11 protein-coding genes, 1 tRNA gene and 1 pseudogene are annotated in these 13,487 nt (G+C 69.5%); 7 read left to right on the top strand and 6 right to left on the bottom strand.

Going from position 1 to position 13,487, the window contains the following annotated elements:
• Positions 1-6 precede the first annotated feature (6 nt).
• The 4 genes from JAN5088_RS13795 to JAN5088_RS13780 are packed head-to-tail and all read right to left on the bottom strand — an operon-like array spanning position 7 to position 4,092.
• Positions 7-636: an ATP-binding cassette domain-containing protein gene (locus JAN5088_RS13795; RefSeq protein ID WP_055683417.1), complete on the bottom strand. Its 630-nt coding sequence runs from the start codon at positions 634-636 to the stop codon at positions 7-9.
• Positions 629-2,287 carry an ABC transporter permease gene (locus JAN5088_RS13790; protein WP_055683416.1) on the bottom strand — a complete coding sequence of 553 codons (1,659 nt, stop codon included), beginning with the start codon at positions 2,285-2,287 and terminating at the stop codon, positions 629-631. Before JAN5088_RS13790 ends, JAN5088_RS13795 begins: the two co-directional genes overlap by 8 nt.
• Before the next feature lies 1 nt (position 2,288).
• The gene (locus JAN5088_RS13785; protein ID WP_055683415.1) at positions 2,289-3,479 is read right to left on the bottom strand and encodes an ABC transporter substrate-binding protein; all 1,191 of its coding nucleotides are present in this window, start codon (positions 3,477-3,479) and stop codon (positions 2,289-2,291) included.
• A gap of 10 nt (positions 3,480-3,489) precedes the next feature.
• Positions 3,490-4,092 carry a CDP-alcohol phosphatidyltransferase family protein gene (locus tag JAN5088_RS13780; protein WP_055683414.1) on the bottom strand — a complete coding sequence of 201 codons (603 nt, stop codon included), beginning with the start codon at positions 4,090-4,092 and terminating at the stop codon, positions 3,490-3,492.
• Positions 4,093-4,238: 146 nt separating this feature from the next.
• Here JAN5088_RS13780 and JAN5088_RS13775 point away from each other — a divergent pair.
• Positions 4,239-4,328 (top strand) — tRNA-Ser (locus JAN5088_RS13775).
• Between the two features lie 113 nt (positions 4,329-4,441).
• On the opposite strand, the pseudogene JAN5088_RS13770 reads toward JAN5088_RS13775, so the two are convergent.
• A pseudogene (locus JAN5088_RS13770) lies at positions 4,442-5,811 on the bottom strand (sensor histidine kinase).
• On the bottom strand, positions 5,808-6,467 hold the full coding sequence (locus tag JAN5088_RS13765; protein ID WP_055683413.1) for a response regulator transcription factor: 660 nt from the start codon (positions 6,465-6,467) through the stop codon (positions 5,808-5,810). The pseudogene JAN5088_RS13770 and the gene JAN5088_RS13765 overlap by 4 nt, the downstream one beginning before the upstream one ends.
• Positions 6,468-6,612: 145 nt before the next feature.
• Between JAN5088_RS13765 and JAN5088_RS13760 the strand changes: the two genes are divergently transcribed.
• The 6 genes from JAN5088_RS13760 (at position 6,613) to JAN5088_RS13735 (ending at position 13,380) form a co-directional block, all read left to right on the top strand.
• Entirely contained in the window at positions 6,613-6,990 is a 378-nt protein-coding gene (locus JAN5088_RS13760) for a PepSY domain-containing protein (RefSeq protein WP_055683412.1), read from the top strand.
• Between the two features lie 233 nt (positions 6,991-7,223).
• Positions 7,224-7,604, top strand: a complete 381-nt coding sequence (locus tag JAN5088_RS13755; RefSeq protein ID WP_055683411.1) for a PepSY domain-containing protein — start codon at positions 7,224-7,226, stop codon at positions 7,602-7,604.
• A gap of 40 nt (positions 7,605-7,644) precedes the next feature.
• Positions 7,645-8,115: a DUF2271 domain-containing protein gene (locus JAN5088_RS13750; protein WP_055683410.1), complete on the top strand. Its 471-nt coding sequence runs from the start codon at positions 7,645-7,647 to the stop codon at positions 8,113-8,115.
• A 13-nt stretch (positions 8,116-8,128) separates the two neighbouring features.
• Positions 8,129-10,336 (top strand): PepSY domain-containing protein, encoded by a 2,208-nt coding sequence (locus JAN5088_RS13745; RefSeq protein ID WP_055683409.1) that lies wholly within the window; start codon positions 8,129-8,131, stop codon positions 10,334-10,336.
• Entirely contained in the window at positions 10,317-11,342 is a 1,026-nt protein-coding gene (locus JAN5088_RS13740) for an FAD:protein FMN transferase (protein WP_055683408.1), read from the top strand. Before JAN5088_RS13745 ends, JAN5088_RS13740 begins: the two co-directional genes overlap by 20 nt.
• A 148-nt stretch (positions 11,343-11,490) precedes the next feature.
• Positions 11,491-13,380, top strand: coding sequence for a heavy metal translocating P-type ATPase (locus JAN5088_RS13735; protein ID WP_143114749.1), 1,890 nt, complete (start codon positions 11,491-11,493; stop codon positions 13,378-13,380).
• The last annotated feature ends 107 nt before the right edge of the window (positions 13,381-13,487 follow it).

Genomic DNA, 13,487 nt, shown 5'->3' with positions numbered 1-13,487 from the left:
TGATCGCTACAGCCAGGTGACGCGCCCACCCGCCGCGACCGCATCCGCCTCGTCGTGCGTGACCAGCACCACTGGAATGGCGGCCGCTCGGGCGCGGTCGAAGACGAGGCGCCGCATCCGGTCGCGCAAGCCCGCGTCGAGCTTCGAGAACGGCTCGTCCAGCAGGAGCGCGCGCGGCCCCGACAGAAGCACCCGCATGAGCGCGACGCGCGCCGCCTGACCGCCCGACAGCGTGGCCGGATCGCGGGGTCCGAAGCCGGCCAGCCCGATCTCCTCCAATGCCGCCGCGACCTGCGCCCGCCGGCCTGTGCGGGTACCGCCGTGTGGCAGGCCGAAAGCGAGGTTGGCCGCGACGTCGAGATGCGGGAACAGGAGCGGATCCTGATAGAGGATGCCGATGCGCCGCGCCTCGGGTGGCAGGCCGGTCAGGTCGCGTCCGTCGAGGATCGCGCGGCCCTCGGCCCGGAAAGCCGTGGGCACATCACCCATGAGCCAGGACAGCAGCGTCGACTTGCCCGACCCCGACGGCCCCATCAGCGTCAGCACATCCCCCGGCGCGACATGGGCGTCGAGCGACAGCAGCCGCCGCCCCCCCTGCGCCAGCGTCGCGCCCTCGATCCGCAGGCCATCACCCATGGCGCATCCCCCGGCGGTTGCGAAACAGGACGGCCGGCACGATGAGCGCCAGCGCAAAAGGCAGCAGCGCGGCAAGTGACTGGCCCAGCCCCAAGACCCCGATCGCGCGGCGATCGCCACCGGAAGACAAGGCCACCGCCTCGGTCGCGAGGGTCGAGACCCGCCCCCCGCCCAGAAGCAGCGTGGGCAGGTATTGCCCCACCGACACCGCGACCCCGACCGCCGCCGCCGTCAGAAGCGCGCCGGTCAGCATGGGAAGGCGCAGGAGCCACAGCGTCCGGTTGCGCGACGCGCCCAGCCCGCCCGACACCCGCGCCAACCGCGTGTCCCATGCACGAAAGGGGCCGGAGAGCGACAGGAAGACATAAGGCAGGACGAAGACCACATGCCCCGCCAGCACGAGCCAGACCGAGGGACCGATGCCGAGCGACAGCGGAAGAAGCTGCAACCCCGGTAGGAAGGCGACCTGCGGGATCAGGAGCGGCAGGTAGAGCAGCCAGAGCGCGCGCTGGCCGAGCGTCAGGCCGAACCGATGCTCCGCTTCGAGGCAGCCGATGGCGAGGACGAGCGACAGGAGGGTCGCGGCCCCCGCCAGCGCCAGCGTCGCCCCCGCGGTCACCGCCATGTCGGGGCCGAAGCGGTCCCAACTGCGAAGGGTCAGCGCCTCGGGCAGAAGGTCGGGGAAGGACCAGCGCGCCGCCACGGACCAGACCGCAAGCGACGCGAGGCCAGCCAGCACCATGACGGCCGATCCCCCGGCAAGGGTCAGGCCCAGCCCGCGCGACACGCGCTCCGGCGCGCCGCGGCCGGACCAGACCCAGACGCGGCCGATGCGGGCGACCAGGCGTTCGGCCCCGAGCCAAACCGTCAATACCACCAACGTCGCGCCGAACAGGATCAGCCCCCCGGCCGCCGCCACGGCCCGCTCTGTCAGGTCGGGGTCGGTCATCCACTGGGTCACCTGGACCGCCAGCGTGGGCGGCAGGGACGGCCCGAGGATGATCGCCACGTCCACATTCGTCATTCCGAAGACCAGCACCACGAGGACCGGCAGCCGCACCTGCGCATAGACGCCCGGAAACACCGCCTTGAGCCATCCCGCGACCCGTCCCTGACCCAGCGACCGCGCGACGGCGACGCGTGCGGTCGCATCGGTCTGCGGCAGGGCTGCGAGCATCATCAGGAGCAGAAACGGAAGCTCCTTCGCGATCAGCCCCGCCGTCAACGACAGGCCCCATGGGTCGTTCAGGATCAGCAGGTCCGCCGCCCGCTCCCACCCGAACAGGGTCGCCGGTATCCGGCCGATCCAGCCCGAGGGCGCGATGAGGAAAGCCAGCCCGAGGGCCGCCGCGGCGTGGGGCACGGCCAGCAGCGGCGACAAGGCCCGCTCCAGCCAGCGGAAGGCGCGCGTGCCGTGCCAGCCCGCCAGGATCAGCGCCGCGACCGTCAGCGCGCCCAGCGTGGACAGCACGCCCGACAGGACCGAGACGGCCAGCGCGCGTGGCAGCCCGGGCCAGGCCAGCGCCTCCGCCATCGGCGCATCCGCTCCCGGCACCAGAAGGCCGAAGGCCGGAAGCACCGTGCCCAGCAGGCCGAAGGCCACCGGCCCGGTCAGCACCAGCGCGGTCAGCAGGGGAAGCGGTCGCAGCAACCTATTGCGCGACGCCGTAGCGGCGGATCCAGTCGTCGGCCAGACGGACGGCCCAGCTCGGGTGCGGCTCGGGCAAGGTGGGGCCGAGGTCGTCGGGCGAGAGGGTGGCGATACCCAGGTCCAACGCCTCGAACGCGGCGCGGTCTTCTCGGGGCAGCCTCTCCATGTCGAGAACCGTGCCGTAGCCCAGAACGTCGGGCATCTGCGCGCGAAGCTGTGCCGCGGGCGACAGCAGGATATCGGCCACGACCATCGCGCCTTCCTTCGCCGAGGAATTGTAGGGGATCGCCACGAAGCTCGCGTTGCCCAGGGTTCCGCCATCGAGGACGTAGGTCCGCACCGTTTGAGGGAGCTCAAAATTGGCGATGGCGGCCGTCGCCTCGCCCGGCGAGAAGCTGATGGCCAGATCGACTTCGCCGTCGTTCATCAACTGGAACTGCCGCGGCCCGCTGTCGGGATAGGCGCGTCCGTCGCGCCACAGGAGCGGCGTCAACTCGTCGAGGTACTCCCAGAGCGGCGCCGTCACCTCATCGTAGTCGCCCGCCGCCGGGTCGGCCAGAACCGCCGGATCGGGCACGAGCTCGATCAGCGTCTGCTTGAGGAATGTCGTCCCCAGGAAATCGGGCGGCTGGGGATAGGTGAACCGGCCGGGATTGGCCCGCGCCCAATCGAGCAGCGCCTCGGCCGATCGCGGCGGGTCGGACAGACGCGCGGCGTCATGCACGAACACGACCTGCGCCATGGCCCAGGGGCTCTCGTATCCTTCGGTCGGGACGGTGAAATCGGTTGTGACGGTCTTGCCCTCCGTATCGACGAAGCGCCAGTTGGGCAGGCTTTCGGCGAAGGGGCCGAACAGAAGCCCCGCCTCCTTCATCGAGGCGAAGTTGGCCCCGTTGATCCAGATGAGGTCCACCGACCCGTCCGTGTCCCATCCGGTCTGCCGCTCCGCGAGGACGGCACCCACCGCGTCTGCGGTGTCGGCCAGCTTGACGTGCTTCAGTGTCACGCCCTTTTGCGCCGCGCGGTCCCCGATCCAGCCGATGAAGTCGTTGGTCGCCGTCGATCCGCCCCAGGCATGCCAATAGACCGTCTGCCCCTCGGCCGCCGCTTCGACGGCGGGCCAGTCGGCCGGATCCGTGTCGGCCAGCGCGGGGAAGGCGAGGAGAGCGGTCAGGGCAAGGGCGAGACGCATGGCGGGTCCTTCAAGCAAGCAGGTTGCGGGCATGGGCGACGCGCGCCCCGGCCGTCAGCAGGCAGAGCGCTCCGAACGCCCAGGCCAGCGGCGCGAACTGCGCGGGCAGCAGGCAGAGAACGACGAAGAATGCGATGGTCTCGGTCCCCTCCAGCAGTCCGGCGGAGTAGTAGAGCGATTTCCGGCCCTGCGCCTCGGTCGAAAGGCCGCGCTTTTCGGCCTGCACGGCAAGACCGAGGAAGCTGCTGCCGTTGATGTAGAACGAAAGGATCAGGAAGGCCGCCGGCAGGGCGTTCGCCGGATCGGCCAGTGCGAAGGCGAAGGGGATCGCGCCGTAGAAGACGAAGTCGCACCAGATGTCGAGGTAGCCGCCGAAGTCCGTGCGCCCCCGTGCCCGCGCCACCGCACCGTCGAGCCCGTCGAACAGGCGCGACAGTAGAAGCGGCAGCAGCGCCCACCCCGGCCAGCCCAGGACGATCAGCACCGCGGCAACCAGCCCGACGCCGAGCCCCGTCAGCGTCACGGCGTCGGCCGTCGCCCCCCACGCCGCCAGCCCGCGTCCGGCGCGGTCCAGCGTCGGGTCGATCAGGCGGCGGATGTGGCGGTCGAGCATTGGACCTCGGCTGAGACAACGGGCTGCGCCACTGACTGCCTTACCCCTGCCCCTCGGGCAACCCACGAACCCGTGACGCGGCAAGCGCATCGGGGTCGTTCCGCCCACTTTCCAAGGCCGCGCCCCCGGTGTAGCCATGCGGCGTCGGAAGCGTGGCCGAGTGGTCGAAGGCACCGGATTTGAAATCCGGCAGGCGGGCAACCGTCTCGTGGGTTCGAATCCCACCGCTTCTGCCATACCCGACGGGGGTGCCGTCCCGAACTGGCGATGAGAATGGGCGCGCCATGCGCCGGTATCGTCGTGTATGTGTTTGGGGGAAGGACATGGGCAAGCGCTGCGCCGCAGTGCATCACGCGTCGGACACCGCGCCCTTCTCGGAGGTCAGCGGAACCTCTGTCGGCAACCAGATGGACGCTTGAAAACCGGATGATGCGCCGGGGCGCGGCGAGTCCAGAACGAGGTGGCTTCCGATCCTTTCCGCGATCGCGGCGACGATGGCGAGGCCGAGTCCGCTGCCGTCGGTACGCGCGCCCGCGCGCTCAAAGCGGGCCGTCAGACGATCGAAGGTTTCACGCGGCAGGACAAGTCCGTCGTTCGCCACGATCAGCCGCCCCTCCTGCGTCAGGGTCACGTCCGACCGGGGCGGTCTGTGTGCCGTGGCGGACCGCGTTTTCCACGAGGTTCCGGCACAGGATTCCGATGGCGTCGGGGTCGATGTCCGACATGACGGCCCTGCCCGGCAATGTCAGCGCGATGCGGCCCGGCGCGTCCGTGCGCCCAAGATCGTCCACGACGATCCGCGCGACCGTCCTCAGATCCGCGCTTTGGTCCATGCGCAGTCGCCCTCCTTCCGCCCGCGCAAGCTGCATCAGGCGTTCGGAAAGGCGCGTCAGCCGCTTCAGCGTCGCCTCGATCTCGGCCGCCCGCGCTTCGGCGGCCGCGTCGCGCGTCTCCGCCCGAAGCCGCTGCGCCTGCGCGACCGCACCGGCGAGGGGTGTCCGCAATTCATGCGCGGCATTGGCCGCGAAGCTGCGCTCGGCCGCGAAGGCCGCGCGCAACCTGACCAGAAGGCCGTTCAAGGTCGCCGCCAGCGGGACGATCTCCGTGGGGAGGTTGTCCGCGGGAACCTCGGACAGATCCCGGACGCCCCGCATTTCCGAGCCGCGTCCGGAACCGGCGCAAGGGAGCGAGACTGATGCGGACGGCCAGGACGATCGCGGCCAGCGCCACGAGCAGCACGATCAGCAGCGGCAGGCCAAGGCCCACCTGGATCTCGCGCGCGACCGACGTGCGGTGGGCCAGCGGTTCGGCCACGGTGATCCGGATCGTCCCCCCGAGCACCGCGTCGCTGTAGAGCCGGTGCGTCGCTGTCTCGGCGAAACCCGGACGGCTGTAGGGCGGGAACAGGGCCGGGACCGCTGCATGCGATTGCAGCAGGATGCGCCCCTCCGCATCGCGCACGAGATAGGTGAAGAACTCGTCATGCTCCCGGATCGGGGCGAGCCTCTGCGTCACTCCTTCGTCTTCTCGCCCGACGATCTCGGTCACGGCAAGCGGCAGGATGCGCTCGGCCGTCTCGCGCAGGGCGCTGTCGAAGACCTCGTCCATCTCGCCGCGCACGATCACCGCAGTCACCGCGGCGGCCAGCAGCCAGAGAACCGTCAGCACGATGCGCAGCGATAGGCCGAGCATCGCCTGAAGGCTGCGCGCCGACCTCATGGCTTGCCGAGCCTGTAGCCCATGCCGCGCTCCGTCTCGATGATCGCGCTTCCGAGTTTCTTGCGAAGGCGGCTGACGTGCAACTCGATGGTGTTGCTCCCGACCTCGGCGTCGAAAGCATAGAGCTTTTCCTCAAGTTGCGCCTTGGACAACAGTTGACCCGGTCGCGCAAGGAGGGCTTCGAACAGCGCCCATTCGCGCGCCGTCAGCTGGATGGGTTTTCCGTCGCGGTGAATGCTGCGGGCCGCCAGGTCGATGTCGAGCGGCCCGTGGGTCAGGATGGGATTCGGATTGCCGCTGTAGCGCCGGGCGACCGCTCCGATCCGGGCGGACAGCTCCGCAAGGTCGAAGGGCTTGACGAGATAGTCGTCCGCGCCCGCGTTCAGTCCGTCGATCCGGTCCGAGATCTGGTCGAGAGCCGTCAGGATGATGACCGGCGACACGTCACCCCTTGCCCGCAGGGCCTTCAGGAACCCGACGCCGCGCCCGTCCGGCAGCATCAGGTCGAGCAGGATGAGATCGAACGACGCGCTCCGCACCGCTTCGCCGGCCGAATCGAGGCGCGTGGCCCAGTCCGCCGTATGGCCATCGGCGGTGATCTGGTCGCGCACGGCGGCGCCCAGAACCGTGTCGTCCTCGATCAGCAGGATGCGCATGGCGGTTCCCGTCCCTTGCCCGATGACACGTCATGACCCCTCCGGCTGACGCGAAGCTGAAGCCGGCAAGCCTGCCCCTTCAGGTTCCCGTCAGCTTCGCCGCGCATGGCTGGTGCTGACAGGCGTGCCCGCGGGAGTGTGGTCCATGACGAAGACATTGCCAATTCTCGGCTTTCTCGCGGTCTTTCCGGCCGGCATCGCGCTGGCGGACGACGACTGCTTCGTGCCGATGGCCGATTGGCAGCCGCGCGAGTCCGTGGCCCGGTTGGCCGAGCGGAACGGATGGACGGTTCGCCGGATCAAGATCGACGATGGCTGCTACGAGATCGACGGTCGGGATGCCGGGGGGCGTCCGATCGAGGTGACGGTCCATCCGGCCACGCTTGAGGTGATCGAGTTCGAATACGAGGACGAGGACGAGGACGAGGACGAGGATCATCGTGGCCGAAGCGACGACGATCGACGCGACCGTCCGTCACGCCTCGAGGACGAACATGGGGACGATCCGGCTCACCGTCGATAGTGTTGCAACGGAAGCATGAGGTCGCGAGATGCTCGCCAATGCCGTCTTCGCAAACGACAGGCGCGCTTCCGGCGTGAATATCCCCTTATCGCCCCGAACGCCCGAGGCCGACGGCCCCACCAGCGGGATCTTCGTCTTCCTGACGGCAAGCTGAAGCAGAAAGCGCTTCGGCGTCAGGAAAACCTCAGGTCGGCTCTCCAGATTGGTCCCAGCAGACCAAAGGAGACCCTGCCATGAAGATCACCCTGACTGCCCTTGCCGCCATTGCCTTCCTGCCTGCCGGCGCGGCGCTTGCCGACGACGATGAATGCTCGGCTCCCCGCGACCGGTGGCAACCGCGCGCGGCCGTGATGCAGCTGGCCGAACAGAACGGCTGGACCGTCCGGGACGTCGAGACCGACGACGGTTGCTACGAGATCGAGGGTCGCGACAGCAACGGCCGTCAGATCGAGGTCAAACTCGATCCGGCGACGCTCCGGGTTATCGAGCTGGACTACGACGACGATGACGATGACCGACCCGCTGCGCGCGGTTCCGCGCCCGCGGGCACCGTTGCGCCGCCGCAGAACGGTCTCTTCGGAAACGGCGCGCCTCCGCAGGTTCAGGTGAATTGAGTCCCTCCGCCGTCCCCCCTCCCGAACAAGGATCAATCGGATGAAATCGCTTCTTGCAACGCTTGCGGTCACTACGGCGCTGACGCTTCCCGGCGTCGTATCGGCACGGCCCGTCACGTTCACGACCACCCTTGCCGATTACGGCGGCGATGGCGCCTATCTCGCCCTCTATGTGACTAACCCGTCCGGCGCCTATGTCGGCAGCCTCTGGATGGCCGGGGGCAAGTCCAAGTACTACGAACACCTCGGCGACTGGCACCGCGCCACTGCCGGCGATACGCGCCAGGTCGACGGCATCACAGGTGCCAGCGTCGGAGCGGGCCGGACGCTCGAGATCACGCTCGACCTGGCCGATGCGCTGCTGGATGCCGGCTATACGCTCAACATAGACGCGGCGGTCGAGGACATGCGCGACAGTCCAAACGAGGTTGCGGTGCCGCTCACGACCGAAGGGGCCGGTACCCCGGTGCAGGGTCGCCGCTACGTCGCCAGCTTCGCCTACGACCTCTGAGGCGGAGGAAGCGATGATCCGCGCATTGCACCGCTGGGCGGGTTTACTGGCCCTCGTGCTCATCGGGGTTCTGGCCCTCTCCGGCGCGGCCTTGTCGGTCTTTCCCGCGGCCGAACGGCTCGCCGCTCCGCAGGCGGCGGCCGGGCTGACCGTCGCCACTCTGGCCGAGCGTATCCGGGCCGTCCATCCGGGCGTGGAGCAGATCCGCAGGGCTCCGTCGGGCCGCATCACGGCCTACTGGTTCGACCAGGGGGTGCCCGGCGCAGCCGTGATAGACCCGGCGACGGGGGAACGCGTAGCCTCGGCCGGCCCGAACCGGACGCTTCGCTGGCTCACCAGCCTGCATCGTTCGCTGTTTCTGGGGGATGGGGGTCGCATCGCCATGGCGGCGGGCGCTCTGGCGATGCTGGTCCTCTCGCTGTCCGGCATCGCGCTGGTCGCGCGGCACGTCGGCGGCTGGCGGCGCTGGTTCATCCGCCTGAACGGGCCGCTGGCCGGACGGCTGCATACCGAGATCGCCCGCATCGCCGTGGCCGGGCTCATCCTGTCGTCAACGACGGCCTTGTGGATGACGGCTTCCACCTTCGATCTCCTCCCCGACGGCGGCGCCACGCCCGCCTTGCCCGCCGAGGTCAGCGGTGAAACAGGCAGCGCGCTCGACGGGATGCCGACCTTGCGACAGACACCCGTGTCCGAGTTGCGCGAGGTCAGCTTCCCCTACTCCGGCGACGCGACGGACGTCTTCACCCTAAGGACCGACCGGGGAACGGGGTATCTCGACCAGGGCACGGGCGCCTTGCTGGGGTGGGCCGACCTCACCGGGTGGGAACGCATGTCGAAAATCATTTACATGCTGCATACCGGACAGGGCGCGGCGGTCCTCGGGCTTCTCCTGGGGGTTCTGGCGCTCGGTGTGCCCGCAATGGGGGCGACCGGCGTGGCGATCTGGCTCGCCGGGGGGCGGGGTCGACCCCGCATCCGCCGCAACCAGCCGGCGTCGCGTGCCGACACGGTCCTGCTCGTGGGCAGCGAGGGCGGCAGCACGTGGGGTTTCGCCGCGACGCTCCATGCGGCGCTGACCAAGGCCGGACTGCGCGTCCACGTCGGGCCCATGTCCGCCTTCGCGCCCCATCGATACGAAGCCGCCCGCCGGATCGTTGTCCTGGCCGCGACCTATGGCGACGGTGCCGCGCCGACCTCCGCCAGGGGGTTCCTCGATCGGTTGAACGCCGCCGAGGTGATGCCGCACGCCCCGCTCGCGGTGCTGGGCTTCGGCGATCGCAGCTTTCCGGCCTATTGCGCCTTCGCCGAAGCGGTGGCGTCGTCTGCGCAGGCCAAGCACTGGCCGGAACTCCTGCCCTTCCATACCATAGACCGCCAGTCGTTGCAGGAATTCGCTCGCTGGGTCCGGTCACTCGGTCGGACGCTCGGATGCGATCTGGAACTGTCGCACCGGCCCGTCCTGCCGATGACGCGGACGCTGACCCTCCTCTCGCGGCGGGACTACGGCGCGGAGGTCGATGCTCCGACCGCGATCCTGCGCTTCGCCCTGCCGCCTGTCCCACTCTGGCAGCGGCTGACCGGCGGCGGGTTCGGCCGCTTCACTGCCGGCGACCTGATCGGCATCCTGCCCGAAGGCAGCCCCGTGCCTCGGCTCTATTCGCTCGCTTCCGGGCGGCGCGACGGGTTCATCGAGATCGTGGTGAGGAAACATCCCGGCGGCCTCGCCTCCTCTCGACTGACGGCGCTGGAACCCGGAGACACCGTGACCGCCTTCCTCCGCCGCAACCCGGGCTTCCGGACGGGGTCCGGGCATGGGCCGCTGATCCTGATCGGCGCGGGGACCGGGATCGGACCGCTCGCAGGCTTCGTGCGCGGCAACGCCGGGCGGCGACCCATTCACCTCTTCTTCGGAATGCGTCGACCGTCCAGCGACTTCCTTTATGGCGACGAGATACCGGCATGGCAGCTGCAGGGCCGGCTGACACGTCTGGTCACGGCCGTCTCTCGGGGGACGCGGCCCCGCTACGTCCAGGATGCGTTGCGCGACGACGCCGGCGAGGTGGCCCGGCTGATCGGAAACGGGGCCCGCGTTATGGTCTGCGGAGGGCGCGAGATGGCCGCAGGCGTCGCGGACGTGCTGACCGAGATCCTTGCGTCGACCGGGCTCACGCTCGAGGCGCTGAAGGTGGAGGGGCGATATGTCGAAGATGTATACTGAACGGGTGCGCAACGCTCTGCATGGCCCGACCATGGGTGCGCGCTGGTCGGCCCTGTTCTTCGCGCCTGCCACCGTCGATCCCGACCCGATCCGCGCCGCATTGCAGGCGGCAGTGGACGAGGTGGATGCACAGATGTCGACCTGGAAGCCAGACAGTGACCTGATGCGCCTCGACGCGGCGCCTTTGGGGGAATGGACGGCCGTTCCCGCGCGCCTCGGGCAGGTCCTGCGCCTTGGCCTTGAAATCGGGCGCGCCTCCGGCGGAGCTTTCGACATCGGCATGGGTGACGCGGTGACGGCCTGGGGTTTCGGGCCTGCGACGGCGGCGCCCGATCGTATCCGCGCCGCGATGGCCCGGACCCGCCTGCCCGCTCATGCGGCGCTGGAGATCGACGGGGATCGTGTCCGCAAGATCGCGCCCGTCGCCCTCGATCTGAACGGCATCGCCAAGGGTTACGGTGTCGACCGGCTGGCGGAAACGATCCGCGACCACGGGATCGGCGACGGGCTCGTCGGGATCGACGGCGAGATGCGCGCGCTCGGCCTGCGGCCGGACGGCCAGGCCTGGACCATAGCGATTGAAGCGCCGGACGCCGAACGCCGGACGCTCCGTTCCGTCGTCGCGCTGGAGAACGCCGCCGTGGCGACCTCCGGCGACTATAGGCACCGGGTCGAGGTGGGCCGCCGCCGCCTGTCGCATACCATGGACCCGAACCGCGGCGCGCCCCTCGCCGCGTCGCCCGCTTCCGTCACCGTCCTCGCGCGCACCTGTGCCGAGGCCGATGCCTGGGCGACGGCCCTCATGGTGCTCGGTCCCGACGAGGGCGCTGCCCTTGCGCGGACACGCGGGCTCGACGCCCTGTTCCTGCTTCGCTCGAAGGGGGGAGACTGTCGCGCCGTGGGAGTGGGGGACGTGTTCGCCCCGCTTCCCGAGGCGAGTTCCCCGGACGCGAAACGGCAGGCATGGCCTGCGCGAGCGGAACATATGACCGGCCTGTTGGAGTGAGACGGGTTCGGCCAGGACCGCGCGACACACATTCGAGCCTGCGAATGCTGGCCACCGAAGACGGGAGCGTGGTAGCCCTCCCAGACGCTCCCGTTCAGGAACCCGGGTGGATGACTTGAAAAGACTGTTCGCCGCAGATCTTCCGACGATGCTGACGGCCCTGACGGTTCTCGGGATGCTGGCTGCCACCCTTGCCCTCTGGCCATTGCAGGGCACGGTCGCCGAATGGTCCTCTCTCGTCGGTCTGCTGCTCGTCTATCTGGCCGGGGGTCTGCCCGCGACGTGGCGGGCGTTGGGCGCCCTGTGGAACGATCACATCCTCGATATCGACCTTCTGATGGTCGTCGCGGCCGTCGCCGCCGCCGCCGTGGGTGCCCCTTTCGAGGGCGCCGTGCTGCTGACGCTGTTCAGTGTCTCCACGACGCTGGAGGAACGCGCGCTCGGACGCGCGCGGCGTGCTGTCGAGGCCCTGATGGCGCTGCGCCCCGAGACGGCGTTACGAAAGGCCCCCGACGGGACCGTGACGGAGATTGCGGTCGCGGACCTGAAGGTCGGCGACATTTTTGTGCTGCGGCCAGGCGCGCGCGTGCCCACCGACGGGGTGATCGTCAGCGGCCGGGGCGCGCTCGACGAGGCGAACATCACGGGTGAATCCATGCCCGTCACGAAACAGCGGGGTGGGCCGGTCTTCGAAGCGACCGTCAACCTCGATGCGGTGCTGGAAGTGGCCGTCGGCCAGACGGTCGAGGAAAGCACCATCGCGCGGATGATCGCGCTCGTGACCGAAGCGCAAGCCGCGAAGGCACCGTCCGAACGGTTCAGCGAATGGTTCGGCCAGCGGTACACCATCGCCGTCCTCGTGGGCGCCATCCTGGCCTTTGCGGTCTTCAGCTGGCTTGAGCATGACTGGCAGGACGCTCTCTATCGCGCCGCGGTCCTCCTCGTGGCGGCAAGCCCCTGCGCCATCGTGATCTCGGTCCCGGCTGCCATCCTCTCGGCGCTTTCGGCTGCCGCGCGGGGAGGGGTTCTCTTCAAGGGCGGCGCGGCTCTCGAAACGCTCGCGGCGGTCGATACCTTCGCGTTCGACAAGACGGGGACCCTGACCACCGGCAAGGCATCCGTCACCGGAGTGGTCGCCCTTGCCGGCGACGAACGGGAGTTCCTGTCGCTGCTGGCCGGGCTCGAGGCCCAGTCGGAGCATCATAGCGGCGCCGCGATCCGGCAGGAAGCGGCCGACCGCGGCATCCAGCCTGCCCAGGTGGCGAATGTGATCAGCCACCCCAGCGAGGGAATTGTCGGCGAGATCAAGGATGGAACGCTATGGGCGGGGAACCCGCGGATGGCGGCGCGGATGGGGGCGGCGATCGACCATCCCGACCTCATGGCGCTGGCCGAAGACACGCAGACGGTCATCTATTTCGGGCAGGACGCCAGACTGCTCGGCGCCGTGAGCATCGCGGATCAGACCCGCGCGAGTTCCGGGCCAGCACTCGCCGCGCTTCGCCGGAGCGGCGTCACGACGATCCTCATGATGACCGGCGACCGTCGGCCTGTCGCGCTGCGGATCGGCGCCGACCTCGGGTTCCGCCCGGACGAGATCCACGCGGACATGCTTCCCGAGGACAAGCTGGAGATGATCGGCGCGCTGGCCGCCAAAGGCAGGATCGCCTTCGTCGGGGACGGCGTCAACGACGCGGCGGCGCTGGCGCGCGCCGATGTGGGGATCGCGATGGGGGCTGCCGGATCGGAGGTCGCGCTTCAGGCCGCCGACGTCGCGCTTCTGTCGGAAGACATGAAGCAGTTGGCGGAGGCACATCGGTTGGCCCGCCGGACCGCAACGATCATCCGGCAGAACCTGATCTTTGCCATGGGGGCCATGGCGGTGCTCGTCACTGGGGGGCTGTTCTTCGATCTGCCGTTGCCGCTGGCGGTGGTCGGACACGAAGGGGGGACGGTTCTCGTGGTGCTCAATGGCCTGCGCCTGCTGGGCGCACCCCTTCGACACGACGGACCGAAGGCACGCCCAGCCGCCGGTTGAAGGTCGGGCCGGAGCTTGCGCCACAGGTTTATCGATCCGCCCGCCAGAGCCACCCGGCGACGGGTCGACGTCCGACCGGTCGCACTTCCCTCCATCGATCCGGTCTG

Source organism: Jannaschia rubra (assembly GCF_001403735.1).
Lineage (GTDB): Bacteria > Pseudomonadota > Alphaproteobacteria > Rhodobacterales > Rhodobacteraceae > Jannaschia > Jannaschia rubra.
Note: the sequence above shows the minus strand (reverse complement) of the source record. Positions and strands in the feature narration are given on the sequence as shown.

Excerpts from the sequence above, each read along its gene's own strand:
- JAN5088_RS13795 (WP_055683417.1), bottom strand. The coding sequence starts at position 636 with ATGGGTGATGGCCTGCGGATCGAGGGCGCGACGCTGGCGCAGGGGGGG.
- JAN5088_RS13785 (WP_055683415.1), bottom strand. The coding sequence starts at position 3,479 with ATGCGTCTCGCCCTTGCCCTGACCGCTCTCCTCGCCTTCCCCGCGCTG.
- JAN5088_RS13780 (WP_055683414.1), bottom strand. The coding sequence starts at position 4,092 with ATGCTCGACCGCCACATCCGCCGCCTGATCGACCCGACGCTGGACCGC.
- JAN5088_RS13765 (WP_055683413.1), bottom strand. The coding sequence starts at position 6,467 with ATGCGCATCCTGCTGATCGAGGACGACACGGTTCTGGGCGCCGCCGTG.
- JAN5088_RS13760 (WP_055683412.1), top strand. The coding sequence starts at position 6,613 with ATGACGAAGACATTGCCAATTCTCGGCTTTCTCGCGGTCTTTCCGGCC.
- JAN5088_RS13755 (WP_055683411.1), top strand. The coding sequence starts at position 7,224 with ATGAAGATCACCCTGACTGCCCTTGCCGCCATTGCCTTCCTGCCTGCC.
- JAN5088_RS13750 (WP_055683410.1), top strand. The coding sequence starts at position 7,645 with ATGAAATCGCTTCTTGCAACGCTTGCGGTCACTACGGCGCTGACGCTT.
- JAN5088_RS13745 (WP_055683409.1), top strand. The coding sequence starts at position 8,129 with ATGATCCGCGCATTGCACCGCTGGGCGGGTTTACTGGCCCTCGTGCTC.
- JAN5088_RS13740 (WP_055683408.1), top strand. The coding sequence starts at position 10,317 with ATGTCGAAGATGTATACTGAACGGGTGCGCAACGCTCTGCATGGCCCG.
- JAN5088_RS13735 (WP_143114749.1), top strand. The coding sequence starts at position 11,491 with ATGCTGACGGCCCTGACGGTTCTCGGGATGCTGGCTGCCACCCTTGCC.